The sequence below is a fragment of the Streptomyces spinoverrucosus genome, assembly GCF_015712165.1.
Taxonomy (GTDB): domain Bacteria; phylum Actinomycetota; class Actinomycetes; order Streptomycetales; family Streptomycetaceae; genus Streptomyces; species Streptomyces spinoverrucosus_A.
In genome coordinates this window covers 1,109,087-1,135,601 of the sequence record NZ_JADPZX010000001.1, presented here as the reverse complement: position 1 = coordinate 1,135,601, position 26,515 = coordinate 1,109,087, and the positions used below count along the sequence as shown (strand labels likewise).

General features: G+C 71.3%; 20 protein-coding genes. 11 read left to right on the top strand and 9 right to left on the bottom strand.

Features of this window, described 5'->3' with window-relative positions; all coding sequences use genetic code 11:
- Positions 1–7 precede the first annotated feature (7 nt).
- The 5 genes from I2W78_RS05195 to I2W78_RS05175 form a co-directional block, all read right to left on the bottom strand.
- The gene (locus I2W78_RS05195; protein ID WP_196457373.1) at positions 8–970 is read right to left on the bottom strand and encodes an HpcH/HpaI aldolase/citrate lyase family protein; all 963 of its coding nucleotides are present in this window, start codon (positions 968–970) and stop codon (positions 8–10) included.
- Complete coding sequence (locus I2W78_RS05190; RefSeq protein ID WP_196457372.1) at positions 967–2,994, bottom strand: protein meaA; 2,028 nt, start codon at positions 2,992–2,994, stop codon at positions 967–969. The genes I2W78_RS05195 and I2W78_RS05190 overlap by 4 nt, the downstream gene beginning before the upstream one ends.
- 10 nt (positions 2,995–3,004) lie before the next feature.
- Positions 3,005–4,342 carry a crotonyl-CoA carboxylase/reductase gene (ccrA, locus tag I2W78_RS05185; protein ID WP_196464422.1) on the bottom strand — a complete coding sequence of 446 codons (1,338 nt, stop codon included), beginning with the start codon at positions 4,340–4,342 and terminating at the stop codon, positions 3,005–3,007.
- Between the two features lie 393 nt (positions 4,343–4,735).
- On the bottom strand, positions 4,736–5,545 hold the full coding sequence (locus I2W78_RS05180) for a TetR family transcriptional regulator (RefSeq protein WP_196457371.1): 810 nt from the start codon (positions 5,543–5,545) through the stop codon (positions 4,736–4,738).
- Positions 5,546–5,681: 136 nt separating this feature from the next.
- Positions 5,682–7,487, bottom strand: coding sequence for a 3-hydroxyacyl-CoA dehydrogenase family protein (locus tag I2W78_RS05175; RefSeq protein ID WP_196457369.1), 1,806 nt, complete (start codon positions 7,485–7,487; stop codon positions 5,682–5,684).
- A gap of 369 nt (positions 7,488–7,856) precedes the next feature.
- Between I2W78_RS05175 and I2W78_RS05170 the strand changes: the two genes are divergently transcribed.
- Positions 7,857–8,438, top strand: coding sequence for an adenylosuccinate lyase (locus tag I2W78_RS05170; protein ID WP_196457367.1), 582 nt, complete (start codon positions 7,857–7,859; stop codon positions 8,436–8,438).
- A 10-nt stretch (positions 8,439–8,448) separates the two neighbouring features.
- Here I2W78_RS05170 and I2W78_RS05165 read toward each other — a convergent pair whose 3' ends face one another.
- The 3 genes from I2W78_RS05165 to I2W78_RS05155 all read right to left on the bottom strand — a co-directional run bounded on the left by I2W78_RS05165 (position 8,449) and on the right by I2W78_RS05155 (position 11,907).
- Complete coding sequence (locus I2W78_RS05165) at positions 8,449–9,096, bottom strand: GNAT family N-acetyltransferase (RefSeq protein WP_230885331.1); 648 nt, start codon at positions 9,094–9,096, stop codon at positions 8,449–8,451.
- Between the two features lie 57 nt (positions 9,097–9,153).
- Entirely contained in the window at positions 9,154–10,713 is a 1,560-nt protein-coding gene (locus I2W78_RS05160; protein ID WP_196457363.1) for an alpha/beta hydrolase, read from the bottom strand.
- A gap of 156 nt (positions 10,714–10,869) precedes the next feature.
- Positions 10,870–11,907 carry an Rv2578c family radical SAM protein gene (locus I2W78_RS05155; RefSeq protein WP_196457362.1) on the bottom strand — a complete coding sequence of 346 codons (1,038 nt, stop codon included), beginning with the start codon at positions 11,905–11,907 and terminating at the stop codon, positions 10,870–10,872.
- A 179-nt stretch (positions 11,908–12,086) separates the two neighbouring features.
- Here I2W78_RS05155 and I2W78_RS05150 point away from each other — a divergent pair, with 179 nt between their 5' ends.
- The 10 genes from I2W78_RS05150 to I2W78_RS05105 all read left to right on the top strand — a co-directional run bounded on the left by I2W78_RS05150 (position 12,087) and on the right by I2W78_RS05105 (position 26,142).
- Positions 12,087–12,530, top strand: a complete 444-nt coding sequence (locus I2W78_RS05150) for an SRPBCC family protein (RefSeq protein WP_196457360.1) — start codon at positions 12,087–12,089, stop codon at positions 12,528–12,530.
- A 174-nt stretch (positions 12,531–12,704) separates the two neighbouring features.
- Positions 12,705–15,092, top strand: a complete 2,388-nt coding sequence (locus tag I2W78_RS05145) for an MFS transporter (protein ID WP_196457358.1) — start codon at positions 12,705–12,707, stop codon at positions 15,090–15,092.
- Positions 15,093–15,234: 142 nt separating this feature from the next.
- Positions 15,235–17,682 carry an ATP-binding SpoIIE family protein phosphatase gene (locus I2W78_RS05140; protein ID WP_196457356.1) on the top strand — a complete coding sequence of 816 codons (2,448 nt, stop codon included), beginning with the start codon at positions 15,235–15,237 and terminating at the stop codon, positions 17,680–17,682.
- A 153-nt stretch (positions 17,683–17,835) separates the two neighbouring features.
- Positions 17,836–18,561: a class I SAM-dependent methyltransferase gene (locus I2W78_RS05135; protein ID WP_196457354.1), complete on the top strand. Its 726-nt coding sequence runs from the start codon at positions 17,836–17,838 to the stop codon at positions 18,559–18,561.
- A 61-nt stretch (positions 18,562–18,622) separates the two neighbouring features.
- A complete protein-coding gene (locus I2W78_RS05130; RefSeq protein WP_196457352.1) occupies positions 18,623–19,456 on the top strand; it encodes a M55 family metallopeptidase in 834 nt (277 codons plus the stop codon).
- On the top strand, positions 19,449–20,753 hold the full coding sequence (locus I2W78_RS05125; protein ID WP_196457350.1) for a M20/M25/M40 family metallo-hydrolase: 1,305 nt from the start codon (positions 19,449–19,451) through the stop codon (positions 20,751–20,753). The genes I2W78_RS05130 and I2W78_RS05125 overlap by 8 nt, the downstream gene beginning before the upstream one ends.
- A gap of 4 nt (positions 20,754–20,757) precedes the next feature.
- The gene (locus tag I2W78_RS05120; protein ID WP_196457348.1) at positions 20,758–22,722 is read left to right on the top strand and encodes a prolyl oligopeptidase family serine peptidase; all 1,965 of its coding nucleotides are present in this window, start codon (positions 20,758–20,760) and stop codon (positions 22,720–22,722) included.
- Positions 22,719–23,645: a S66 peptidase family protein gene (locus I2W78_RS05115; RefSeq protein ID WP_196457346.1), complete on the top strand. Its 927-nt coding sequence runs from the start codon at positions 22,719–22,721 to the stop codon at positions 23,643–23,645. The genes I2W78_RS05120 and I2W78_RS05115 overlap by 4 nt, the downstream gene beginning before the upstream one ends.
- Positions 23,646–23,786: 141 nt before the next feature.
- Positions 23,787–25,559, top strand: a complete 1,773-nt coding sequence (locus I2W78_RS05110) for a CocE/NonD family hydrolase (protein ID WP_307783599.1) — start codon at positions 23,787–23,789, stop codon at positions 25,557–25,559.
- A 31-nt stretch (positions 25,560–25,590) separates the two neighbouring features.
- Positions 25,591–26,142 (top strand): GNAT family N-acetyltransferase, encoded by a 552-nt coding sequence (locus I2W78_RS05105; RefSeq protein WP_196457342.1) that lies wholly within the window; start codon positions 25,591–25,593, stop codon positions 26,140–26,142.
- Here the strand turns inward: I2W78_RS05105 and I2W78_RS05100 are convergent.
- Entirely contained in the window at positions 26,114–26,461 is a 348-nt protein-coding gene (locus I2W78_RS05100; protein ID WP_196457340.1) for a DUF6204 family protein, read from the bottom strand. The genes I2W78_RS05105 and I2W78_RS05100 overlap by 29 nt on opposite strands.
- Positions 26,462–26,515 lie beyond the last annotated feature (54 nt).

The window sequence follows — 26,515 nt, the reverse complement described above, 5'->3', positions numbered from 1 at the left end:
GGGCTCCTTAGTTGTCGGGGATCTCGAACTTCGACGTGCGCTGCATGCCGGCCGCGCGGCCCTTGCCGGAGATGACCAGCGCCATCTTGCGGCTGGCCTCGTCGATCATCTCGTCGCCGAGCATCGCGGAGCCCTTCTTGCCGCCCGCCTCGGACGTGTAGTAGTCGTACGCGTCCAGGATCAGCTCGGCGTGGTCGTAGTCCTCCTGCGACGGCGAGAAGATCTCGTTGGAGGCCTCGACCTGGCCCGGGTGCAGCACCCACTTGCCGTCGAAGCCGAGCGCGGCGGCGCGCTGGGCGACCTCGCGGTAGCCGTCGATGTTGCGGATCTGGAGGTAGGGGCCGTCGATCGCCTGGAGGTTGTTGGCGCGGGCGGCCATAAGGATCTTCATCAGGATGTAGTGGTAGGCGTCCGCCGGGTAGCCGGGCGGCTGCTCGCCCACGACCAGCGACTTCATGTTGATCGACGCCATGAAGTCGGCCGGGCCGAAGATGATCGTCTCGATGCGCGGCGAGGCCTGCGCGATCTCGTTGACGTTGTTCAGGCCCTGCGCGTTCTCGATCTGCGCCTCGATGCCGATCCGGCCGACCTCGAAGCCCATCGTCTTCTCGATCTGCGTCAGCAGCAGGTCCAGCGCGACGATCTGCCGGGCGTCCTGCACCTTCGGCAGCATGATGCAGTCCAGGTTCGGGCCCGCGCCCTCGACCACCGTCACGACATCGCGGTACGTCCACTGCGTCGTCCAGTCGTTGACGCGCACGACTCGCGTCTTGCCCGTCCAGTCGCCCTCGTTGAGGAACTTGACGATGGTGTGCCGCGCCTCGGGCTTGGCGAGCGGGGCGCACGCGTCCTCCAGGTCGAGGAAGACCTGGTCCGCCGGGAGGCCCTGCGCCTTCTCCAGGAAGCGGGGGTTCGAGCCCGGTACCGCCAGGCAGGAACGCCGGGGGCGAAGGCGGTTGACGGTCGTCATGCGGGGACCTCCAGGGGGTCGAGCTTGTTCGCTTTCCGGATCTCGTCGACGATGCGGCCGATGATCCCGGTGATGTCGAAGTCCTTCGGGGTGAAGACGGCGGCCACACCGGCGGCCCTGAGCTGCTCGGCGTCACCATTCGGGATGATGCCACCGGCGATCACGGGTATATCTGTGGCGCCGGCCACATGGAGCCGCTCCAGCACGTCCGGCACCAGCTGCGCGTGCGAGCCGGACAGGATCGACAGGCCGACCGCGTGCACGTCCTCGGCGAGGGCGGCGTCCACGATCTGTTCCGGCGTCAGCCGGATGCCCTGGTAGACCACCTCGAAGCCGGCGTCTCGCGCGCGGACGGCGATCTGCTCGGCGCCGTTGGAGTGTCCGTCCAGGCCGGGCTTGCCGACCAGGAAGCGCAGCTTGCCGACGCCGAGGTCCTGGGCCGTCAGGTCCACCTTTCGGCGCACCTGCGACAGGGCGCTGCCCTCCTCGGCGGGAATGGCCACCGGCGCCGACGACACGCCCGTCGGGGCGCGGAACTCGCCGAACACCTCGCGCAGGGCCCCGGCCCACTCGCCGGTCGTCACCCCGGCGCGGGCGCACTCCAGGGTGGCCTCCATGAGGTTGCCGGTGCCCTTGGCGGCCTCCTTCAGCCGCTCCAGCGCCTTGCAGGGGCGGGGGTGGTTGAAGGGCGGCTGGTAGCGGGTGTCGCGCCAGTTCTGCAGTCCCGCGATCACCCGTGCCTCGACGGCCGGGTCGACCGTCTGGATCGCGGTGTCCAGGTCGGCGGTCAGCGGGTTCGGCTCGGTCGTCTCGAAGATGTTGACGCCGACGATCTTCTCCCGCCCGGACTCGATCCGGGCCCGGCGCTCGGCGTGCGACGAGACGAGCTGCGACTTGAGATAGCCCGACTCGACGGCGGCCATCGCGCCGCCCATCTCCTCGATCCGCTCGATCTCCGCGAGCGACTCCTCGACCAGCTTGCTCACCTTCGCCTCGATGACGTGCGAGCCGTCGAAGATGTCCTCGTACTCCAGCAGATCGCTCTCATGGGCGAGCACCTGCTGGATACGCAGCGACCACTGCTGGTCCCAGGGGCGAGGCAGGCCCAGGGCCTCGTTCCAGGCGGGCAACTGGACGGCACGCGCGCGTGCGTCCTTGGAGAGGGTCACGGCCAGCATCTCCAGGACGATCCGCTGGACGTTGTTCTCCGGCTGCGCCTCGGTCAGACCGAGGGAGTTGACCTGGACGCCGTAGCGGAAGCGGCGCTGTTTGGGGTTCTCGATGCCGTACCGCTCGCGCGTGACCTGGTCCCAGATCCGCCCGAACGCCCGCATCTTGCACATCTCCTCGATGAAGCGGACACCCGCGTTCACGAAGAAGGAGATACGGGCCACGACGTCCCCGAACTTCTCCTGGGGGACCTGCCCCGAGTCGCGTACGGCATCGAGAACCGCGATCGCGGTGGACATCGCGTACGCGATCTCCTGCACCGGCGTGGCGCCCGCCTCCTGCAGGTGGTAGCTGCAGATGTTGATCGGGTTCCACTTCGGGATGTGGGAGACCGTGTACGCGATCATGTCCGTGGTCAGCCGGAGTGAGGGCCCCGGCGGGAACACGTGCGTCCCCCGCGACAGGTACTCCTTGACGATGTCGTTCTGGGTCGTGCCCTGGAGCTGGGTGATGTCCGCGCCCTGCTCCTCCGCGACGACCTGGTAGAGCGCCAGCAGCCACATGGCCGTGGCGTTGATGGTCATCGAGGTGTTCATCTGCTCCAGGGGTATGTCCTGGAACAGCCGGCGCATGTCACCGAGGTGCCCGATCGGCACGCCGACCCGGCCGACCTCGCCGCGGGCGAGGATGTGGTCGGAGTCGTAGCCGGTCTGCGTCGGCAGGTCGAACGCCACCGACAGACCCGTCTGCCCCTTGGCGAGGTTGCGCCGGTACAACTCGTTGGACGCCTCGGCCGTGGAGTGACCGGCGTACGTGCGCATCAGCCACGGCCGGTCCTTCTGACGCTCAGTCATGCAACGCCCCTCAGATGTTCCGGAAGCGGTTGATGGCGTCGAGGTGCTTGGCGCGCATCTCCTCGTCGCGCACGCCCAGGCCCTCCTCGGGCGCGAGGCACAGCACGCCGACCTTGCCCTGGTGGGCGTTGCGGTGGACGTCGTGGGCGGCCTGGCCGGTCTCCTCCAGCGGGTAGACCTTCGACAGCGTCGGGTGGATCTTGCCCTTGGCGATGAGTCGGTTGGCCTCCCAGGCCTCGCGGTAGTTGGCGAAGTGGGAGCCGATGATCCGCTTCAGCGACATCCACAGGTAGCGGTTGTCGTACTGGTGCATGTAGCCCGAGGTCGAGGCGCAGGTGGTGATGGTGCCGCCCTTGCGGGTGACGTAGACGGAGGCGCCGAAGGTCTCGCGGCCGGGGTGCTCGAAGACGATGTCGATGTCCTCGCCGCCGGTGAGTTCGCGGATGCGCTTGCCGAAACGCTTCCACTCCTTCGGGTCCTGGGTCTGCTCGTCCTTCCAGAACTTGTAGCCCTCGGCGTTGCGGTCGATGATCGCCTCGGCGCCCATCGACCGGCAGATCTCGGCCTTCTGAGGGCTGCTCACCACACAGATCGGGGTGGCGCCGCCGGCCAGCGCGAACTGCGTGGCGTAGGAGCCGAGTCCGCCGCTCGCGCCCCAGATGAGGACGTTGTCGCCCTGCTTCATGCCGGCGCCGTTGCGGGAGACCAGCTGGCGGTAGGCGGTGGAGTTGACCAGACCCGGAGCGGCGGCCTCCTCCCAGCTGAGGTGGTCCGGCTTGGGCATCAGCTGGTTGGACTTCACCAGCGCGATCTCGGCGAGGCCGCCGAAGTTGGTCTCGAAGCCCCAGATGCGCTGCTCGGGGTCGAGCATGGTGTCGTTGTGGCCGTCGCTGGACTCCAGCTCGACCGACAGGCAGTGCGCGACGACCTCGTCGCCGGGCTTCCAGGAGTTCACGCCCGGGCCGGTGCGCAGGACGACGCCGGCCAGGTCGGAGCCGATGATGTGGTACGGCAGGTCGTGGCGCTTGGTGAGCTCGCTGAGCCGGCCGTAGCGCTCCAGGAAGCCGAAGGTGGACATCGGCTCGAAGATCGAGGTCCACACCGAGTTGTAGTTCACCGAGGAGGCCATGACGGCCACCAGGGCTTCGCCCGGGCCGAGTTCCGGCACCGGCACCTCGTCCAGGTGGATCGACTTGCGGGGGTCCTTGTCGCGGGTCGCGAGGCCCGCGAACATCTCCGTCTCGTCCTTGTGCACGGTGATCGCGCGGTACGACTCGGGGAGCGGCAGAGCGGCGAAGTCGGCCGGCGTCGATTCGGGCGACTGGATCGCGTCCAGGATGTCCTTCACGGTCACGGTGTTGCCTCCGGCGGTGAGCGCCCCTGAGGGAAGGGCGCTGAGGGTTACGTCGATGCTGCTGAGGGATGAGGGAGTGCCGTCGGTTCGGCGGGTGGTGCTTGGTTCGGCAGCGCTTTGTTGGCGCGGGAGGTTGCCTGTGACGCAGGCGTCCGGACGCGCAGGCGGTGGGCCTGCCGGGACAGTTGCCCGGACTCCTTCAACGTATGACACCGCGTGTCAGGTGGCAAGGCACTGAGTGCCAGAACCTGCTCTCAGATGAAATCTTTACGTAACAAATGAGCGATGATCGATCGAATGGCCTCTCCGAGACGTTCGAAAAGGGCCCCTGACATGCCAAAACGGCCACCCGGAGGGGTGGCCGTCATCACAGTGGCGAGGGGGCGTTCAGCGCTCCTTGAGCGCCTGCTCGATGGTCCGCATGACCTCGTCCAGCGAGGCGTCGGTGCGTGCGACCGTCACCAGCACCTCGCCCTGCGTGGAGACCGACGCGGGTGCCGGCTTCGGAGCCGCGGCACGCCCTATCCCGATGCCCGCCCCGAACGTCTTGCGCACGATCGCGAAGGCGTGGTCCAGCTGCGCCTCCACGTCCCCCTGGCCGCCCGCACGCAGCCAACGCCGCAGCACGTGGTTGTGGGCGGTGACGACCGCGGACGCGGCGACCTCGGCCAGCAGCGGGTCGTCGTTGGCGTCGTCGTCGTGCGCGTGCTCGTCGAAGTGGCCGAGCAGATAGCGGGTGAAGAGGCGCTCGTAGCGGGCCACCGAGGCGATCTCGGCCTCGCGCAGGGTGGGCACCTCGCGGGTGAGCTTGTAGCGGGCGACCGAGATCTCCGGCCGGGCCGCGTACATCTTCATGACTTCCTTGATCCCGCGGCACACCGTGTCCAGCGGGTGCTCGTGCGCGGGTGCCGCGTTGAGCACCGCCTCGGCCCGGACCAGGGTGTCGTCGTGGTCGGGGAAGATCGCCTCTTCCTTGGAGCGGAAGTGGCGGAAGAAGGTACGGCGGGCGACCCCGGCCTGGGCCGCGATCTCGTCGACGGTGGTCGCCTCGTAGCCCTTGGTCGCGAACAGCTCCATGGCCGCGGCCGCCAGTTCCCGGCGCATTTTGAGCCGTTGGGCGGCGGCGCGACTGCCCGCGGCACTTTCCGGCGCGTCGGGCGTGGCTGGTGTACGTGAGGACTTGGCGGGCTGGGACATGCCCCGAACGTACTGCATGTGCGCAGCTCGATGCGCAGGTCCGGGGTTTCCCCCGCCTCCGGAGGGCGGGGGAGAACCGGCCGGATCGAGCAGTCCTCCCCACTCCACACCCGCTCGGAACCAGTCGCCGGGCCGCTCAGCGCCGGGCATATTCGCGGAAGCCGCGGCCCGTCTTGCGGCCGAGGCAGCCCGCGGCCACCAGGTGCTCCAGGAGCGGTGCCGGGGCGAGGCCCGGGTCGCGGAACTCGCGGTGCAGGACCTTCTCGATGGCCAGCGAGACGTCCAGGCCGACCACGTCCAGCAGCTCGAAGGGGCCCATCGGGTAACCGCCGCCCAGCCTCATCGCGGCGTCGATGTCGTCCAGGGACGCGTAGTGGTCCTGGACCATCTTGATCGCGTTGTTCAGGTACGGGAAGAGCAGCGCGTTGACGATGAATCCCGCCCGGTCGCCACAGTCGACCGCGTGCTTCTTGATCTTCCCGCAGACCTCGCGGACGGTCGAGTGGACGTCGTCGGCCGTCAGCACCGTGCGGACGACCTCGACCAGCTTCATCGCGGGCGCCGGGTTGAAGAAGTGCATGCCGATCACGTCCTGCGGACGCGAGGTGGCGCGGGCACAGGCCACGACCGGCAGCGACGAGGTGGTCGTCGCCAGGACCGCGCCCGGCTTGCAGACCTTGTCCAGCGCCGCGAACAGCTGCCGCTTGACCTCCAGGTCCTCGGCGACGGCCTCGACCGCCAGATCGACGTCGGCGAAGGCGTCGTAGGAGGCCGCAGGGGTGATCCGGTCCAGCGTCTGCGCCGCTGCCTCGGCGGTGAGCCGGCCCTTGTCGACCGAGCGGGACAGCGACTTGCCGATGCGGGCCTTGGCGGCCTGCGCCTTCTCCTCGCTGCGGGCGGCGAGGACCACCTCGTAGCCGGCCTTGGCGAACACCTCGGCGATGCCGGACGCCATGGTGCCGGAGCCCGCGACACCGACCGAGCGGACCGGGCGGCCGGGGACCTGAAGCTCACCGGAGAGCGGGGTCAGCGCGTCCCGGACGACGGTGCCGCTGCCCGGAGCCTCGTAGGTGTAGAAGCCCCGGCCCGCCTTGCGGCCGGTCAGGCCCGCCTCGCTGAGCTGCTTCAGGATCGGCGCGGGGGCGTGCAGGCGGTCGCGGGACGCGGCGTACATGGCGTCCAGGACCGTGCGCGCGGTGTCGATGCCGATCAGGTCGAGCAGGGCGAGCGGACCCATGGGCAGTCCGCAGCCGAGCCGCATCGCGGCGTCGATGTCCTCGCGGGAGGCGTACTTCGCCTCGTACATCGCGGCGGCCTGGTTGAGGTAGCCGAACAGCAGCCCGTCGGCCACGAATCCGGGCCGGTCGCCGACCGCCACGGGCTCCTTGCCCAGCTGGATCGCGAGGTCGGTGACCGCGGCGACGGCCTGCGGCGCGGTGAGCACCGAGGAGACCACCTCGACCAGCCGCATCGCCGGGGCCGGGTTGAAGAAGTGCAGGCCCAGCACCCGCTCCGGGCGGGCCGAATCGGCGGCCAGTCGCGTGACGGACAGCGCGTTGGTGCCGGTCGCCAGGATCGCCTCCGGGCGCACGATGCCGTCCAGCTCGCGGAAGATCTGCTGCTTGATCTCGTACGACTCCGGCGCCACCTCGATCACCAGGTCGGCGTCGGCCGCAGCCCGCAGGTCGGTGGAGGTGCGGACGCGGGCGAGGGCGTCCGCCCGCTCCTCCTCGGTCAGGCGGCCGCGCTCGACGGCGCGGGCGGTGGAGGACTCCAGAGTGGCGACGCAGCGCACCGCCTGGGCCTCGCTGATGTCGATCCCGACGACCTCGCGGCCGGCCTTCGCCAGGACTTCGGCGATGCCGGTGCCCATGGTGCCGAGGCCGACCACGGCAATGGTCTTGAGCGGGGACAGAGGGCTGTCGGACAGGGGAGTGGCCATCGCGGACTCCTGGAAAATGAGGGTGACGACTGGGAACGCGGCCCGGTGCGCCGAGGGCGCACCGGGTGCGTGCGGAGTGCGGGTGATTGCCGGGCTGCGAGCGCACACGCCCGGTTCCGTCGCTGAGGACGTGCACACGTCCGAAGAACGGTGATGACCGACCGGCCCTGTCCCGTGGCCGAGTCGTACAGCGGTACTTGGCGTACCGAACCGACTGCTCTCGCGGCGGCTGCGTCACCAGGCCGTCGCAAGCAGGAATGCGAGTGGGTAACTCGCTCGTCTGAGCTTAACTCGCGGGTAACGAGCGCGCCAGCCCCTTGTCTTTGTGATGTAGGTCCCTTGAGCCGAGATCGTTTGTACTCTCGCGTCATGGACGAAGAGTTGCGATCGCTCACGGAGCGCTTACGGCAAGAGTCCGGGGACTCCGCGCAGTACGAGCGGCTGACGGCGACCGAGGATCACGACGCACTGGCCGACGTGCTCACCGCGCCCGGGCAGCCGTTGTGGGCCAGGGAGTTGGCGGCGTTCCGGCTGGGTCTCGCGGGCGACCGGCGGGCCTTCGAGGCCCTCGTCCTCCTCCTCAACCACCGCGACCCACCGCGCTGCGCCTCCGCCGCCCACGCCCTCGCCCGCCTCGGCGATCCACGCACCGCCCGCGCGGCGGCCGCCCTCGCCACGAACGAACTGCGCGTCGCCTACGCCCTGCACCCGGTACGCCTGCTCGTCGAGCTGCGCGCCCCGGAGTCCGTCCCCGCCCTGATCACGACGCTGCGACGCCGGCTCCGCCCGCACGACCCGTACCGCCGCGTGGCCCTCGCCTGCGTGGAGGGCCTTGGGGCACTGGGGGACACCCGGGCCAGGCCCGTACTGAACGAAGCCCTCGCACATCCGGCCCTGGCGGAGGCCGCGGTGGCGGCACTCGCGCGGATTCCCGGGCAGCGGCGGGGGTGAGGGAGGTACGTCAGCGCCGGGCGTCCTCCCCGGTCTCCGCCAACTCCCGCGCGTACCGCACCTCCGGCACTTTCACCCCCTCCACCTCGAACGGCTCCTGCGCCCCGTCCGGCGCGAAGCCCGCCCGCTCGTAGAAGCGCCGGGCGGGGGCGTTGTCCCGGAGGACCCACAGCAGCATGCGGGGGTGACCGGCGGCCCGGCAACGGCGTATCGACTCCGTCAGCAGGGCCTGCCCGATGCCCTCGCCGTACCGCTCGGGGTGCACGTAGATCGCGTACAACTCGGCGTCGGCCGTGCGCACTTCGCTGTCCCGGTAGGGGCCGTGGCAGGCCCAGCCGACGACCTCGCCCCTCCGCTCCGCGACCAGGTTCACCACACTGCCGTCGCCCTGCCCGAAGCGGGTGCGGTGGCGTGCCGCGTCCTCCGGCACGCTCAGCGCGTCGAGGTAGGACTGCGGCATCAGGCCCCGGTACGCGGACTGCCAGCCGCCGACGCGGATCTCGGCCACCCGGTCGCAGTCGGCGAGCGTCAGCTCCCGGATGTGCGGCTCCTTCGTGGCCGAGGCGGCCACGAAGAGGCCGTTGCCCGTGACCACGGGCGAGTCCTCCGTGGTGGCGGCGACCCCGTCGGGGGCGGGGATCCTGGTCGGCTCACTCATGCGTCCATGGTGGACCATGGGACTGACAACGCCCCCGACGGGCCGTTACCTCACGGCTCAGCCGCGGAAGCCCAGCAGTCGGTGCAGCGTCGAGCCCCGGGAGTCCCCGGCGACCTTCGCGGTCAGCGGCTTCGGGTCGGGCAGTGCCGCGCACACCGCGTCGGCCTCGTCGTCATGGCCGCGCGGCACCGTGCCGTCGGTCAGATAGGCCTCCAGGTGCCGGTCCAGGCAGGCGTTCCCGCTCAGCGTGATGCCGTGGTTTCCGCCGTTCGCCTCGACCACCAGGCTGGAGCCGCGTAGCAGACGGTGGACCGTCGCACCGCCCTGGTACGGCGTGGCCGCGTCGTGCGTCGACTGGAACAGCAGGACCGGCGGCACCTGGTCGTTGGCCACGTTCACCGGCCGCAGTGCGCTTGCCGGCCAGAACGCGCACGGCGCGTTGTACCAGGTGTTGCTCCAGGTCATGAACGGCGCCTTCTCGTGCACCGCCCAGTTGTCCTTGCGCCACTGCCGCCAGTCCCGCGGCCAGTCGGTGTCCTGGCACTGCACCGAGGTGTAGACGCTGTAGCTGTTCTCCCCGGCGGCGTCGACCGCGCCGAAGTTCTCGTACGCCTCGACCAGCGCGGCGGGGTCCTTGTCGTTGACGTACGCGGCGAACGCCTCGGCCAGATACGGCCAGTAGCCGTTGTAGTAGCCGCCGGGCAGGAACGTGTCCTCCAGCTCGGCCGGGCCCACCGTGCCGTCCGCGGGCTTCTTGGCCAGCGCGGCCCGCATCGCGTACCACTTGGCCTCGATCTTCTCCGGATCGGTGCCCAGCCCGTACGTGCCGTCGTACTTCGCGACCCACGCCATGAACGCCCGGTGCCGGTCGTTGAAGGCGTGGTCCTGCATGAGGTTGTTGTCGTACCAGACGCCGGTGGGGTCGACGACCGAGTCGAGGACCATGCGCCGCACCCGGTCCGGGTGCAGCCTGGCGTAGACCGCGCCGAGGTAGGTGCCGTACGAGTAGCCGAAGAAGCTGATCCGCGGCGCTCCGAGGGCGCGCCGGATCCAGTCCATGTCCTGCGCGGCGCTGGGCGTGGTGATGTACGGCAGCTCGCGCGCGTACTTCTTGCCGCAGGCCTCCGCGAAGGCTTTCGCGCGCGTGAGGTTGGCCTGCTCGACGGCCGGGGTGGTGGGCAGGGAGTCGGGGCGTACGGGCTGGGAGTGGCCGGGAGCGCAGTTCAGCGCCGGCTTGCTCGCGCCGACGCCGCGCGGGTCGAAGCCGATGACGTCGTACTGGGCCGCCACCGCCTTGGGCAGCGTGGACGCGACGAACCCGGCGAGGGTCAGACCGCTGCCACCGGGCCCGCCGGGGTTGACCAGGAGTGGGCCCTGGTACTTCTTCGCGGTGTGCGGGACGCGGGACAGAGCGAGGGTGATCTTCCGCCCGTCGGGGTTCGCGTGGTCGAGCGGCACCTGCAAGGACGCGCACTGGAGCGTCGGATAGTCCTCGGTGCCGCACTTCTTCCAGGTGAGCTTCGCGGTGTGCGGGGCGCTCGCCCGGGCGGGGACGGCCGTGAACGTCCCGGCCACCACGACGGCGGCGGCGCACAGCGCGGCTGCGCGTTTCTTCATGGGGTCCTCCCAGGACGCTTGGGGTCCTCCCGGAACGGAGGGTTCGCGAACCGCGCATCCCGCGGTCCTCGCCGCATCGTCCCGGAGAGAGCACCTGGAAGAACCTGTTCTGCCCGTTCTTGACCCGATTGGGCCGAGAGTTGCGCTCGAACGCTCTCAGATCAGCGAAAGTTGAGTCTGTTCGGGCATCGCCGGTGGGGCGGGCTCCGGCTCCCGGATCCGGCGGGGCATCCCCGCGCGCGTCGGGCCGATGCCGTACTCCTCGGCCAGCTGGTGCACCTGACGGGTGATCCGGCGCTGGTACCACTTCGGGGCGTAGGCGCCGTCGGCGTACAGCCGCTCGTAGCGGGCCACCAGGTGCGGGTGCTCACGGCCGAGCCAGGCCATGAACCACTCGCGCGCCCCCGGACGCAGATGCAGCACCAGCGGGGTGACCGAGGTGGCCCCGGAGGCCGCGATCGCCCGCACGGTGGCCCGCAGTTGGGCCGGGTGGTCGCTCAGGAACGGGATCACCGGCGCCATCAGCACCCCGCACCCGATGCCGTGCTCGCCCAGCGTCCGTACGACGTCCAGGCGCCGCTCCGGGGCGGGCGTGCCCGGCTCCACCGTGCGCCACAGTGCCGGATCGGTGAAGCCGACCGAGACCGAGATGCCGACGTCCGTCACCTGGGCCGCCTGTGTCAGCAGCTCCAGGTCGCGCAGGATCAGCGTGCCCTTGGTCAGGATGGAGAAGGGGTTGGCGTGGTCGCGCAGGGCGGCCAGGATGCCCGGCATCAGCCGGTAGCGGCCCTCGGCGCGCTGGTAGCAGTCGACGTTGGTGCCCATCGCTATGTGCTCGCCCTGCCAGCGGCGCGAGCCGAGCTGGCGGCGCAGCAGGTCCGGCGCGTTCACCTTCACCACGATCTGCGAGTCGAAGCCGAGGCCCGTGTCGAGGTCCAGATAGCTGTGGGTCTTGCGGGCGAAGCAGTACACGCACGCGTGCGTGCAGCCCCGATAGGGGTTCACCGTCCACTCGAAGGGCATGCGGGAGGCCCCCGGCACCCGGTTGATGATCGACCGGGCCCGCACCTCGTGGAAGGTGATGCCGGCGAACTCGGGGGTGTCGAAGGTACGGGTGATCACCGCGTCCGCGCCGAACAGCGCGGCGTCGGCAGGGCTGTCGCCGGATCCCAGGGTGAGGTTCTCCCAGCGCATGACGCCTCCTCGGTAGCACTGGCCCCACAATAGAACATGTGTTCCCATGATCGTGCGAGTGTCACCTCCGATCGCGTGGCGAAACCCGATCGATCACTTCCTGGCCCCCGATTTGGCGGCCGGGGACCGGGGTGGTTGGCTTTCCCCAACCCCGAGAACTCAGGTGCTGGAGGAACTCAATGGCGCAGGTCGAGGCCACTACGGAGCGGGTCGTCGCGGCGGACCCGGAGAAGGTGTTCGACACCCTCGCCGACTACAGCGGCACGCGCGCGAACCTGCTGTCCGAGCACTTCAGCGAGTACGAGGTGCGCGAGGGCGGCGACGGCGAGGGCACCCTCGTCCACTGGAAGCTGCAGGCCACCAGCAAGCGCGTCCGCGACTGCCTCCTGGAGGTCACCGAGCCGGCCGACGGCGAACTGGTCGAGAAGGACCGCAACTCCTCCATGGTCACCGTCTGGCGGGTCACCCCGGCCGGCGAGGGCAAGTCCCGGGTCGTGGTGACCACCACCTGGACCGGCGCCGGCGGCATCGGCGGCTTCTTCGAGAAGACCTTCGCACCCAAGGGTCTCGGCCGGATCTACGATGCGATCCTCGCCAAGCTCGCCGCCGAGGTGGAGAAGTAACCCCGGAGGCAACTCGCGAGGTAACCCAAGAGGCCGGTCTCGAAAGGCTGTTGGCCTCTCACCGGTTCGAGTGGATTCCGCGCCGGGCGGCATGATGCCGTAACTCGTCGCGCTTGTTGGTAGTTGTCGCTTTTACGCGGGAATTGTGCAACAGCGCGACGAGGGGAGCGGCACGTGGGCGGGACGACTCTGGTGCAGGACGAACCGGTCGCGGCGGCGCCCCCGCGGCTCCCGCCGCCACCGCCCGCCCATGCCGTCGAACTCGGCCCGCGCCGCGTGCGGTTGGTCTTCTTCGGCCTGATGCTCGCCCTGCTCCTCGCCGCCCTGGAGCAGATGATCGTCGCCACCGCGCTGCCGAAGATCGTCGGCGAGCTGCACGGCCTGGACAAGATGTCCTGGGCGATCACCGCCTATCTGCTCACCGCCACCGTCGGACTGCCGATCTACGGCAAGCTGGGCGATCTGCTCGGCCGCAAGGGCGTCTTCCAGTTCGCCATCGTCGTCTTCGTCGTCGGTTCCGCCCTCGCGGGCCGCGCCCAGACCATGGACCAACTCATCGCCTTCCGCGCGGTGCAGGGCGTCGGCGCGGGCGGGCTCATGATCGGCGTGCAGGCGATCATCGCGGACATCGTGCCGCCGAGGCAGCGCGGCAAGTTCATGGGGCTGATCGGCGCCGCCTTCGGCCTCGCCTCCGTCGCCGGACCGCTCCTCGGCGGCTACTTCACCGACCACCTCTCCTGGCGCTGGTGCTTCTACATCAACGTGCCCTTCGGCCTGGTCACCATGGCCGTCGTCGCCGTCGTCCTCAAACTCCCCAAACCCGAGGTCAAAGCCCGCCTCGACATCCTCGGCGCGCTGCTGCTCACGGCGGCCTCCACCTGCCTGGTCCTGCTGACCAGTTGGGGCGGCACCGAGTACGCCTGGGACTCCCGCGTCATCCTCGGCCTCACCGTCGCGGCCGTGGCCGCCACCGCGCTGTTCCTGATCGCCGAGCACTTCGCCGCCGAACCCCTCATCCCGCTCAGGCTGTTCCGCGACTCGGTCTTCAACGTCACCGGCCTGGTGGGCCTGGTGGTCGGTGTCGCCCTGTTCGGCGCCGCCAGCTATCTGCCGACGTTCCTGCAGATGGTCGACGGGGCCAGCGCCACCGAGTCCGGGCTGCTCATGCTGCCGATGATGGGCGGCATCGTCATCGCGTCGATCATCTCCGGACAGCTCATCAGCGCCACCGGCCACTACAAGGCTCACCCGATCCTCGGCTGCGCCCTGTCCGTCGCCGGCATGTGGCTGCTCTCCCGGCTCGAAGCCGACACGCCCCGGCTGCACTACAGCGTCTGGATGGCCGTCCTCGGCGCCGGGATCGGCATGGTGATGCCGGTGCTGATCCTCGCCGTGCAGAACTCCGTGCGCCCCGCCGACCTCGGCACCGCCACCAGCGCCAACAACTACTTCCGGCAGATCGGCGGCAGCGTCGGCGCCGCCGTCTTCGGCACCCTCTTCGCCGACCGGCTCACCGACGCCCTCGCCGACCGAGTGCCCCCGCGCGCGGGGTCCGCCCTGCCCGACCCCGAGTCCATCACCCCGCAAGCCGTCCACGCACTGCCCCCGGCGCTGCGCGACGGCTACGTCCAGGCCTACGCCGACGCCATGCCGAGGATCTTCCTGTACCTCGTGCCCGTGCTCGCCGTCGGCCTGCTCCTGACGTTCTTCCTCAAGGAGAAACCCTTGGTGACCCACCACACCCCCGAGACGGACACCGCGCCGGTGAACGCCTCGATCCCGCACGCCCGTTCGCCGCACGCCGCCGGAATCGCCGTCTGCGGCACCGTGCAGCACCCCGACGGGACCGTCGTCCCGCGCGCGGCGCTCACCCTCATCGACGTCGCCGGACAGCAGATCGGGCGCGGCGCCAGCGGCGACGACGGACGCTACGCACTGGCCACTCCCGGCTCCGGGTCGTATGTCCTGATCGCGGCGGCGGGCGGACACCAGCCGCAGGCGGTCTCCGTGTCCGTCGGCGAGCGCCCCGTCGAGCTGGACGTCGTCCTCGGCGGCGCCGGACGCCTCGCCGGGAGCGTCCTCACCGCCGACGGCACGCCCGTACGGGACGCCACCGTCACCCTCACCAACGTGCACGGCGAGGTCGTCTCCAGTACCCGCAGCGGACGCGAGGGCGGCTACGTCATCACCGAACTGGTCGCCGGCGAGTACACCCTCGCCGCCAGCGCGCCCGCGTTCCGCCCCGCCGCCCTCCCCGTCACCGTCCAGGCCGCCCGCGAGACCCGGCAGGACGTCGAACTCGCCGGCGGTGCCGTGCTGCGCGGCACGGTCCGGGCGAGCGGCGGGCGGCCCGTGGAGGACGCGCGCGTGACCCTGCTGGACGCTGCCGGCAACGTCGTCGACACCCTCACCACCGGGACCGACGGCACGTTCCGGTTCGTCGACCTGTCCTCCGGCGAGTACACGGTCATCGCGGCCGGGTATCCGCCCGTGGCGACCGTGCTCCAGGTGGCGGGTGGGGGGCGCACGGAACGGGACCTCCAGCTGGGCCACGAGGACTGAGCCCTGCGGGGGCGCACTTCCGCGCGCCCGCGCGCCCGGGGACACCAATTCCCGTATTGCCGCACATCGCGCACGGGCCGCGCCGTACGGTGGTGACCGGGGCGCAGATCTTGCACAGTCGTGGGGAGAGAGGGCCTGGGCCATGGAGCATGGCACCGACCGGGAAGCACCTCCCAGCCACCTGGCCGGGAGCGGTGTGCCCGCGGGACGTGTCCCGCTGGCCGTGGTCGTCGTGGACCGCGAGGGCCTGGTCTCCCACTGGAGTACCGGTGCGCGGCGGCTGTTCGGCACCGCCAAGGAGTCCGCGATCGGCCGCCCGGTGAGCGATCTGCTGCCCGTATCCGGCGCGCTGCCCGCGGACCAGGAGGACTCTCCGTACGGACCCTACGGGGCGTACGACGGTCTCGGCCCGGACCTCGGGGTCTCGCTCGACGGCGGACTGTCCTACCCGGCGGCGGGCAGCGCCCGCCTCACCGTGCCCGAGGGCGGCCGGGTCGACGTGCTGTGGTGGGCGTACCCGCTGGTGGGGCCCGGCGATGAGCGGCTGCTGGTGCTCGCCGCCGACGCTGCCGCCCTGCGCCTGGACCGGACGGGCGAGGACGCGGCCGTCGAGCGGATCGCGCCCGCCTTCGCCCTGCACACCGACTTCCCCGGCGCCGACGAACTGGCCCGCAGGCTCCCCGAGATCCTGCCCAGCATGAGCGTGGAGGAGAGCGCCCGGATCGTCGCGCAGGTCCTCGAACTGGGCTACCCGATCCTGGAGTTCAGCCAGAACGACCGCGTTCCGGTCACCCCCGACTGGGGCGTGCCCCGGCGCGCCGAGCGCAGGGCACGCCGCGAGCGGCTCGCGACGGCCATGGCCGCCGGCGAGTCCGTACCGGAGGAACTCCGGGACGAGGCCGAGGACCTCGAGTACGTGGCCGTACGGGAGCGGCTGGAGTTCCTCAACGAGGTCAGCGGGAAGATCGGCACCTCGCTCGATCTGGCGCGGACGATCGTCGAGGTCAGCAAGGCGGTCGTGCCGCGCTTCACCGATGTCGCCGGCACCTATCTGCGCGAACAGGTCGTCGCGGGCGAGGGCTTCCCGGACGGTGTGCCGGACACGACCACCATGTGGCACCGGGTGGCCCTGGAACACACCGACGAGCCAGGCCGCTGGGACGACGTCGTCCCCGTCGGCGAGGCCATGCCGTTCCCGGCGCACACGCCGTTCTTCCAGTGCATGACCAGCGGCGAGCCCGTCCTGGTGCCCCGGATCAGCGAGCAGATGGGCCATGCCATCGCCTCGCAGTTCGAAAAGCGCGACATCCGGCCGCTGATCACCGGCCGGAGCATGCTCGTCGTACCGCTGAAGGCGCGCCATGTGGTGCTCGGCTTCATGATCCTGCTGCGGCATCCAGAGCGCGCCGAGTTCAACGACATGGACCGCGTCACCGGCGCCGAACTCGCCGCCCGCGCGGGCCTCGTACTCGACAACGCGCGCATGTACACCTTCCAGGAGAGCGTCGCCGAGACCCTCCAGGACAGCATGCTGCCGCACATCCCGCCCCGCATGGCGGGCTGCGACATCGCCACCCGCTACCTGCCCGGCACCCTGCTCGGACGGGTCGGCGGCGACTGGTTCGACTCGGTGAAACTGCCCGGCGCGCGCACCGCGTTCGTCGTCGGCGACGTCATGGGACACGGTCTCAACTCGGCCGCCATGATGGGCCAGTTGCGTACGGCCGTGCAGACCATGGCCGCCCTCGACCTGCCGCCCGCGCAGCTGCTGCGCAACCTCGACGACCTCGCCCAGCGGCTCGGCGACACGTACCTCGCGACCTGCCTGTACGCCGTGTACGACCCGATCGCGAGCGAGCTCCACATCGCCAACGCCGGCCACATCCCACCCGTGCTGGTGCGTGCCGAGGACGGCCACAGCGAGCTGCTCGATCTGCCCACCGGCGCGCCCATCGGCGTCGGCGGGGTGCCGTTCGAGGCGGTACGCGTGCGCGTGGAGCCCGGCGACCGGCTGGTGATGTGCACCGACGGGCTGGTCGAGGTGCGCGGTGAGGACATCGGCGTCGGTCTCGCCACGCTGTGCGAGTCGGCCGCCCACCCGGCCGCGTCCATGGACGACGCCTGCGACACCATCATCCGCGCCCTCAACACCCGCGGCGGCCGCAAGGACGACGTGGCCCTGCTGATGGCCCGCCTCAACGGCATCGCGCCCGACGACGTCGCCGAGTGGCGGTTCACCCTCGACCCCGCCGAGGTGGGCCGGGCCCGCGCGGTGGTCCGGGAGCAACTGCACGAGTGGCGCCTGGCGAATCTGGCCGACAACGCCGAGCTGATGGTCAGTGAGCTGGTCACCAACGCCGTACGGCACTCCCACCGCGGGCCGGTCGAACTGCGCCTCGTGCGTGGCGACACGCTGCTGTGCGAGGTGGACGACGACGACCACGACCTGCCGACGCTGCTCAGCGCCGGGCCCGGCGACGAGACCGGGCGCGGACTGCGCGTGGTCAGCACCCTCGCACGCGAGTGGGGCGCCAGCCGGACCGGGGCGGGCAAGACCGTCTGGTTCGAACTCACGCTGCCGCGCCGCTGACTCGTCCACCAGGGCGGCGTACGCCGGTCGAACGAGCCGTGAAGGTATGCGCTTCGTACGTGCCGTGTGCTTGTGACCGCGCTCCGGGCGCGATAGACCGTACTGGCCCGTCACCTGCGGCGGGAAAACGGCGTCGGACCTGGGGAGTTGGCCATGAGCGTGACGAGTCGGTACCGGGAGGCCTGGGAAGGGTTCTGGCGCGAGGCGCCCGGTGAGCAGGGCTCCGTCTTCTGGGACGCCGAGCCCGCGCTGACCGCCGGACGGCATGTCGCCCTGTTCGAGTCGCACCTGGCCGACGCGGGGCTGCCGATGGTCGACCTGGGCTGCGGCAACGGCACCCAGACCCGTTTCCTCGCCGGCCGCTTCCCGCGCGTCCTCGGCGTCGACCTGTCCGCGGCGGCCGTCGCGCACGCCGAGCGGGGGGACCCGGCCGGGCAGGCCGACTACCGCGTGCTGGACGCCGCCGACAAGGCCGAGACGGAGGCCCTGCACAAGGAGCTCGGCGACGCGAACGTGTACATGCGCGGCGTACTGCACCAGTGCGAGCCCGCCGACCGGCAGTCGCTGGCCGACGGGATCGCGACCCTGGTCGGGGAGCGCGGCCGGGTCTTCCTCGTCGAGCTCGCCGAGGCCGCCGGGCTCGTCCTGCGCGGCCTGGCGCAGGGCCCGGACGGTCCGCCGGCCAAGCTCGTCCCGGTCTTCCGACACGGCATCGCGCCCGGCGAGGTCGCCGACGCCGCGGTGCCCGAGTACCTCGGCGCGGCCGGCCTCACCGTGCTGGCGAGCGGTGAACTGCCGCTGACGACCACGGAGTCCGCGCCGGACGGCACCCGGATCGAGCTGCCCTCGAAGTGGCTGGTGGCGGGCCGCACCGGCTGAGCGGCTGAAGGGCGCCGCGAGTCCTGGCAGCCCGTCGAATCTCCGCGTAACGTGACGCACCATGAAGATCCTCATCAGCGCCGACATGGAGGGCGCCACCGGTGTCACCTGGCCGGCCGACGTGCTGCCCGGGACACCCCAGTGGGAGCGCTGCCGGTTGATGTTCACCTCGGACGTGAACGCCGCCGCGCTGGGCTTCTACGACGGCGGCGCCGACGAGGTACTCGTCAACGAGGCGCACTGGACCATGCGCAATCTGCTGCTGGAGCAGCTGGACGAGCGGGTGGAGATGCTCACCGGGCGGCACAAGTCGCTGTCGATGGTCGAGGGCGTGCAGCGCGGGGACGTGGACGGGATCGCGTTCGTCGGCTACCACGCGGGCGCCGGCGCCGAGGGCGTCCTCGCGCACACCTACCTCGCGAACTCCATCACCGGCGTGTGGCTGAACGACGTACGGGCCAGTGAGGGACTGCTGAACGCGCATGTCGTCGCCGAGTACGGGGTGCCCGTGGTGCTGGTGACCGGCGACGACGTGGCGTGCGAGGACGCGCTCGGGTACGCGCCCGAGGCACTGAAGGTCGCCGTGAAGGACCATGTGTCGCGGTACGCGGCGGTGTGCCGTACGCCGGCCAGGACCGCCGCCGACATCCGCGCCGCGGCGAAGGCGGCGGCCTCGCTGGCGGTGCGCCACGAGCCCGTCGCTTCCGGGCCGTACACCGTCGCGGTCGAGTTCGACGCCGAGCACCTGGCCATGGCGGCGACCGTCGTGCCGGGCGTCGACCGGATCGGCGAGCGGAAGGTGGCGTACACCTCCGCGACCATGTACGAGGGGATCCGCACCTTCAAGGCGGTCACCACTGTCGTCTCGGCCGCCGTGGAGGAGCAGTATGGCTGATCAGCGGGCACTGGACGAGGTCGTGGAGTTCACCTCCGGCCTCATCCGCATCGACACCACCAACCGGGGCGGCGGCGACTGCCGGGAGCGGCCCGCCGCCGAGTACGCGGCGGAGCGGCTGGCCGAGGCGGGTCTGGAGCCCACGCTCCTGGAGCGCACCAAGGGGCGGACCAACGTGGTCGCCCGGATCGAGGGCACGGATCCGGGAGCCGACGCCCTGCTGGTCCACGGTCACCTGGACGTCGTGCCCGCCGAGGCCGCCGACTGGAGCGTGCACCCGTTCTCCGGGGAGGTGCGGGACGGGGTCGTCTGGGGCCGGGGCGCGGTCGACATGAAGAACATGGACGCGATGATCCTCGCCGTCGTGCGGTCCTGGGCCCGCCAGGGCGTACGGCCCCGACGGGACCTCGTCATCGCGTTCACCGCGGACGAGGAGGCCAGCGCCGAGGACGGCTCCGGATTCCTCACCGACCGGCACGCCGCGCTGTTCGAGGGCTGTACAGAAGGCATCAGCGAGTCCGGGGCGTTCACCTTCCACGACGGGACGGGCCGCGAGATCTACCCGATCGCCGCCGGTGAGCGCGGCACGGGCTGGCTGAAGCTCACCGCGCGCGGGCGCGCCGGACACGGCTCCAAGGTGAACCGTGAGAACGCGGTGACCCGGCTGGCTGCCGCGATCGCCCGGATCGGCGCGCACGAGTGGCCGCTCAGGCTCACCCCGACCGTCAGCGCGGCGCTCACCGAACTCGCCGCGCTGTACGGCATCGACACCGACCTGAACGACGTGGACCGGCTGCTGGAGAAGCTCGGCCCGGCCGCCAAGCTGGTCGAGGCCACCGTCCGCAACAGCGCCAACCCGACCATGCTGGACGCCGGTTACAAGATCAACGTCATTCCGGGCGAGGCCGTGGCCCACGTCGACGGGCGCTATCTGCCGGGCTGGGAGCAGGAGTTCCGGGACACCCTCGACCTGCTCACCGGGCCGGACGTGGAGTGGGAGTTCGACCATCGCGAGGTGGCGCTCCAGGCGCCGCTGGACTCGCCGACGTACGCGAAGATGCGGGCGGCCGTCCAGGAGTTCGCGCCCGAGGGGCACGTCGTGCCGTACTGCATGTCGGGCGGCACCGACGCCAAGCAGTTCTCGCGGCTCGGCATCACCGGCTACGGCTTCGCGCCGCTGAAGCTGCCCGAGGGCCTCGACTACCAGGCCCTCTTCCACGGCGTCGACGAACGCGTGCCCGTCGAGGCGCTGCGGTTCGGCGTCCGCGTCCTCGACCGGTTCCTACGGGACGCCTGACCACATGGGGGAGAACGTGCAGACCCTGCCGTACGGTTCCTGGCCCTCGCCCATCGACGCGGCCCTCGCCGCCGCCCACGACGGGCGCCCGGAGTTCGTGGGCTTCGTCGGCGACGAGACGTGGTGGACCGAGCCACGGCCCACCGAGGGCGGCCGGCGCACCCTGGTGCGGCGGCACGCCGACGGCACGGAGGAGTCCGTGCTGCCCGCGCCGTGGAACGTGCGCAGCCGGGTCATCGAGTACGGCGGACAGCCCTGGGCCGGCGCCCTGGTCGACGGGCGCCCGGTCGTGGTGTTCGCGCACTTCGCCGACCAGCGGCTGTACCGGTACGAGGAGGGCGGCGAGCCGCGTCCGCTGACCCCCGTGTCGCCGGTGGGCGGCGGGCTGCGCTGGGTGGATCCGCTGCTGCGGGTGGAGCGCGGGGAGGTGTGGTGCGTGCTGGAGGAGTTCACCGGCGACGGACCCACCGACGTGCGGCGCGTCCTGGCCGCCGTGCCGCTGGACGGCTCCGCCGCCGAGGACCGGGCCGCCGTACGCGAACTCACCGGCGAACGGCACCGGTTCGTCACCGGGCCCCGCCTCTCGCCCGACGGACGGCACGCGGCGTGGCTCGCCTGGGACCATCCCCGGATGCCGTGGGACGGTACGGAGCTGGTGCTCGCCGAGGTGACGGACGACGGCACCCTCGCCGCGCCCCGCACGGTCGCCGGCGGCCCCGAGGAGGCCGTCGCGCAGGCGGAGTTCGACGCCGACGGCTCCCTGCTGTACGTCAGCGACCGCACCGGCTGGTGGAACCTGTACCGCGACGGCGAACCCCTGTGCCCGCGCGAGGAGGAGTTCGGCGGGCCGCTGTGGCGGATCGGGTACCGCTGGTTCGCGCCGCTGGACAGCGGGCTCGTCGCCGTCGTGCACGGCCGTGGCGCCACCGCCCTCGGCATACTCGACCCCGAGAGCGGCGAGGTCGTCGACGCGGCCGGTCCCTGGACCGAGTTCGCGCCCACCCTCGCGGTGCACGGCGAGCGGATCGTCGCCGTCGGCGCCAGCCCGCGCAGCGCCTACGAGGTGGTCGAACTGGACGCCCGTACCGGCCGGGCCAGGGTGATCGGCGCCGAGCACGACGACGTCGTGGACCCGGCGTACTACCCCGAACCGCAGATCCGGACCTTCACCGGACCCGCCGGACGCGAGATCCACGCGCACGTCTACCCGCCGCACAACCCCGGCCGCACCCCGCCGGGCGCCGAGCTGCCGCCGTACGTCGTCTGGGCGCACGGCGGCCCGACCGGCCACGCCCCGCTCGTCCTCGACCTGCAGATCGCCTACTTCACCTCGCGCGGCATCGGGGTCGCCGAGGTCAACTACGGCGGCTCCAGCGGCTACGGGCGGGAGTACCGGGAGCGGCTGCGCGAGCAGTGGGGCGTCGTCGACGTCGAGGACTGCGCGGCCGTCGCGCTGGCCCTCGCCGAGGAGGGCACCGCCGACCGCGACCGGCTCGCCGTGCGCGGCGGCAGCGCGGGCGGCTGGACCACGGCCGCGTCGCTCGCCACCACCGACGTCTACGCCTGCGGCACCATCATCTACCCGATCCTCGACCTCACCGGCTGGGCGACGGGCGAGACCCACGACTTCGAGTCGCAGTACCTGGAGAGCCTGATCGGCCCGCTCGCCGACGTGCCCGGCCGGTACATGGAACGCTCGCCCGCCCGGCACGCCGACCGGATCACCGCGCCCTTCCTGCTGCTCCAGGGCCTGGACGACGTGATCTGCCCGCCCGCGCAGTGCGAGCGGTTCCTCGAACAGATGGAGGGCCGGCGCGTCCCGCACGCGTACATCGCGTTCGAGGGCGAGGGCCACGGCTTCCGGCGCGCCGACACCATGATCCGCGCGCTGGAGGCCGAGCTGTCCCTGTACGCACAGGTGTTCGGGCTGAATCCGCCCGGTGTCCCGACGTTGGAGCTGACCAAGTGAAGCAGCTGGCACGACCGCCCCGGCTGGCACCCGGGGCCCGGGTGGCCGTCGTCGCGCCGAGCGGGCCGGTGCCCGAGGAGCGCCTGCAGTCCGGGCTCGACGTGCTGCGCGGCTGGGACCTCGACCCGGTGGTGGCACCCCATGTACTGGACCGGCACGGCGAGTTCGGCTATCTGGCGGGCACGGACGCCGACCGGGCCGCCGACTTCCAGGCCGCCTGGTGCGACCCGTCCGTGGCCGCCGTGCTGTGCGCCCGCGGCGGGTACGGGACGCAGCGGATGGTCGACCTGCTCGACTGGGACGCGCTGCGCGCGGCCGGGCCGAAGGTGTTCGTCGGCTTCAGCGACATCACCGCGCTGCACGAGGCCTTCGCCACCCGGCTCGGCCTGGTCACCCTGCACGGGCCGATGGCGGCCGGCGTCGACTTCATCAAGAACGCGCGGGCGCAGGCCCACCTCAAGGCCACGCTGTTCGCACCGGAGACCGTCCGCACGATCGTCGCCTCCGGCGGCGGCGCGCTGGTGCCCGGCCGGGCGCGGGGCGTCACGTTCGGCGGTTGCGTGAGCCTGCTCGCGGCCGAGCTGGGCACGCCGTACGCCCGCGGCGGTGCCCGTGGCGGGCTGCTGATGATCGAGGACGTGGGCGAGGAGGCGTACCGCCTCGACCGGATCCTGACCCAGCTGCTGCGCGCCGGACGGCTCGACGGGGTCGCGGGGATCGCCCTCGGCTCGTGGCTCGACTGCGGTCCGTACGACACCCTGCGCCGGGTGTTCGCCGACCGGCTGGGCGGGCTCGGCGTGCCGGTCGTGGAGGAGTTCGGGTTCGGGCACTGCGAAGGGGCGTTGACGATTCCGTTCGGAGTCGCGGCCGAACTGGACGCGGACGCGGGCACGCTGACACTCGACGCGCCCGCCCTGAGCTGAGCGAGCGAACTGAATCTCCGTCAAGAAACCTCCTTCCCGGTGATTGACCCCGCCTGACACGTGTCACAGCATGTCAACCGGCCAGTACTTACTGGTCGGTATCCGGGTTGTCCTCAGCGTGGAGGTCTTGTGTCCCGACGTGTGCCCAGATCCCGTGCCGTCCTCGCCGCCACTCTCGGCGCCGCGCTCACCGCACCCCTCGCACTCACCGCTCCCGCCACCGCCGCGACCGGCCAGTACTCCGTCACCGCCCTGAAGTTCACCGTCCAGGCGGGCGGCCGCACCTGCACGATCGACGCCGACCTCTACCGGCCCGCGGACGTGGACAGCGCCCACCCCGCCCCCGCAGTCCTCGGCACGAACGGCTTCGGCGGCAGCAAGAACGACGGCTCCACCGACGCCATCGGAAGGAACTTCGCCCAGCGCGGCTATGTCGGCCTCGTCTACTCCGGACTCGGCTTCGGCCGCTCGGGCTGCCTCATCTCGCTCGACGACCCGGCCATCGACGGCCGCGCCGCCTCCCAGCTGCTGGACTTCCTGGCCGGCAAACGCGCCGCCGACGACGGCACCAGCGTCGACTTCGTCACCCTGGACCGGCCGGGCGACCCGCGCGTCGGGATGATCGGCGGCTCCTACGGCGGCGCCGTCCAGCTCGCCACGGCGTCCGTCGACCAGCGCGTCGACGCGCTCGTGCCGATGATCACCTGGAACAACCTGGCGTACTCGCTCGACCCGAACAACGCCGTCGGCGCCGGTCGGGTGCCCGGCGTCTTCAAGTGGCAGTGGACCAACGGCTTCTACCTCATCGGCGAGGGCCAGCCGCTGCTCCAGCCGAGCCTCGACCCGTCCCGCATCAACTCCCTGGCCTGCCTGCACTTCGTCACCAAGGCCTGCGACACCGTGCGCACCCTCAACTCCGGCAGCTACCCGGCCGACCGGACCAAGGCGCTGCTCGACTACGCCCACAGCGTCTCCCCGGTGTCCTATCTGCACCGGGTCCAGGCACCGACGCTGCTGGTCCAGGGCCAGGCCGACAGCCTGTTCAACCTCAACGAGGCGACGCGGACGTACCAGACGCTCAGGGCCCGGGGCACGCCGGTGAAGATGATCTGGCAGTCGTGGGGGCACAGCGGCGGCACCAGCAGCCCGGCGGACGGGGAACTCAACCTCGGCGCGGGCAACCTGGAGACCAGTTACGTCGGCAGGCGGATCCTGGCCTGGTTCGACCGCTATCTGCACAAGCGGACCGGCACCGACACCGGGCCCGCCTTCGCCTACTACCGGGACTGGGTGAGCGACCCCGGCGGCCGGTACGCCACCGCCGACCGGCTGCCCGTGCTCGGGCAGAAGCTGTACCTCTCCGGCGACGGCAAGCTCGTCGACAACCGCAGGAAGGTGGCGCGGGGCAGCCGGACGTACACCAACTGGCTGATCCCCACGAGCCACTCGGAGAGTTCCCTCGCCGGACTGATCGGGCTGCCGGACCCGGCGCCGTACGACACCAAGGGCACCCACCTCGGCTGGACCAGTGAGCCGCTCGCCCGGGCCGTGGACGTCGTCGGGGCACCCCAGGCCACGCTGAAGGTGGTGTCGCCGAAGGCCGAGCGGACCCAGCACTCCGGGGACGCCGCCGACAAGCTGGTGCTCTTCGCCAAGCTGTACGACGTCGCCCCGGACGGCACGCAGACGCTGGTGCACCGGCTGGTCGCGCCGGTCCGGGTGCCGGACGTGCGCCGGCCGTTCACCGTGACGCTGCCGGGGATCGTGCACCGCTACGAGCAGGGTCACCGGCTGCGGTTCGTGATCGCGGCGAGTGACGGGGCGTACTTCGGCAACCGGGGGACCAAGCCGGTGACCGTGGTGAGCGCGCCCGGCGACACCGGGGTGCTGCAGCTGCCCGTGGTCCGCGACTGACGCCGCGCACGGCCGGTCGTAGGGTGGCGGGATGCCGCACATCGCGTCCCGCTACCTCGCCGAGGGCCCCCGCGTGGGCATACGCCACTTCACCTACGAGGACGGCGCCGAGTTCACGGCCCGGGTCCGGGAGAGCAAGGATCTGCACCAGCCGTGGCTCTTCCCGCCGGAGAGCGCCGAGGTGTACGCCCGCTATGCCGGCCGGCTGATCGAGGACCCGACGAAGGCGGGGTTCCTGGTGTGCGAGACGGACACGGGAGCCCTCGCCGGATACATCAACATCAACAACATCGTCGGCGGCGCCTTCCAGAGCGGTGCTCTCGGATACGGCGCCTTCGCACACGCCGCCGGGCGGGGCCTGATGCGCGAAGGGCTGAACCTCGTGATCGGCCACGCCTTCGGGCCGATGCGGCTGCACCGGCTGGAGATCAACGTGCAGCCGGGCAACACCGCCTCCATCGCCCTGGCCCGCGCCTGCGGATTCCGCCGGGAGGGGTTCTCGCCCAACATGCTCTACATCGGCGGCGCCTGGCGGGACCACGAACGCTGGGCGCTCACCGTCGAGACGCGGGCTTGTGGTTGATCTTCATGGTGTCGAGGTCGGTGACCGTCGAGCGCAGTCCCCGGAAGTCGCAGCCGAGCCCGCGCAGGGTCGCCTCGGCGCGCTCCTCCGCGAGCGCGGCCGCCATCTCCTCGCCGTCCTCGGCGTCGGACACGACCACGTACCGCATCGAGAAGTGCTTCAGCGGCGACGCCTCGTACGACAGCGTCCCCTCCTCGGTGAACCGCATGCTCGGCATCCCGTGGTCGGCGGCCTCCGCCAGCAGCCGGGCCCGGGCCTCGTCGGTCAGCCCGTCCCAGGAGCCCCGGACGATGACCCGGTAGGTGTGCTTCTCGCTCATACGTTCGCTTTCTTGCGTAAATGCCGTTGAAGACCTGACTCTACGTCGGGAAGG

Coding starts and splice junctions, on each gene's coding strand:
- I2W78_RS05195 (WP_196457373.1), bottom strand. CDS start 970: ATGACGACCGTCAACCGCCTTCGCCCCCGGCGTTCCTGCCTGGCGGTA.
- I2W78_RS05190 (WP_196457372.1), bottom strand. CDS start 2,994: ATGACTGAGCGTCAGAAGGACCGGCCGTGGCTGATGCGCACGTACGCC.
- I2W78_RS05180 (WP_196457371.1), bottom strand. CDS start 5,545: ATGTCCCAGCCCGCCAAGTCCTCACGTACACCAGCCACGCCCGACGCG.
- I2W78_RS05175 (WP_196457369.1), bottom strand. CDS start 7,487: ATGGCCACTCCCCTGTCCGACAGCCCTCTGTCCCCGCTCAAGACCATT.
- I2W78_RS05170 (WP_196457367.1), top strand. CDS start 7,857: ATGGACGAAGAGTTGCGATCGCTCACGGAGCGCTTACGGCAAGAGTCC.
- I2W78_RS05165 (WP_230885331.1), bottom strand. CDS start 9,096: ATGAGTGAGCCGACCAGGATCCCCGCCCCCGACGGGGTCGCCGCCACC.
- I2W78_RS05160 (WP_196457363.1), bottom strand. CDS start 10,713: ATGAAGAAACGCGCAGCCGCGCTGTGCGCCGCCGCCGTCGTGGTGGCC.
- I2W78_RS05155 (WP_196457362.1), bottom strand. CDS start 11,907: ATGCGCTGGGAGAACCTCACCCTGGGATCCGGCGACAGCCCTGCCGAC.
- I2W78_RS05150 (WP_196457360.1), top strand. CDS start 12,087: ATGGCGCAGGTCGAGGCCACTACGGAGCGGGTCGTCGCGGCGGACCCG.
- I2W78_RS05140 (WP_196457356.1), top strand. CDS start 15,235: ATGGAGCATGGCACCGACCGGGAAGCACCTCCCAGCCACCTGGCCGGG.
- I2W78_RS05135 (WP_196457354.1), top strand. CDS start 17,836: ATGAGCGTGACGAGTCGGTACCGGGAGGCCTGGGAAGGGTTCTGGCGC.
- I2W78_RS05130 (WP_196457352.1), top strand. CDS start 18,623: ATGAAGATCCTCATCAGCGCCGACATGGAGGGCGCCACCGGTGTCACC.
- I2W78_RS05125 (WP_196457350.1), top strand. CDS start 19,449: ATGGCTGATCAGCGGGCACTGGACGAGGTCGTGGAGTTCACCTCCGGC.
- I2W78_RS05120 (WP_196457348.1), top strand. CDS start 20,758: ATGGGGGAGAACGTGCAGACCCTGCCGTACGGTTCCTGGCCCTCGCCC.
- I2W78_RS05105 (WP_196457342.1), top strand. CDS start 25,591: ATGCCGCACATCGCGTCCCGCTACCTCGCCGAGGGCCCCCGCGTGGGC.
- I2W78_RS05100 (WP_196457340.1), bottom strand. CDS start 26,461: ATGAGCGAGAAGCACACCTACCGGGTCATCGTCCGGGGCTCCTGGGAC.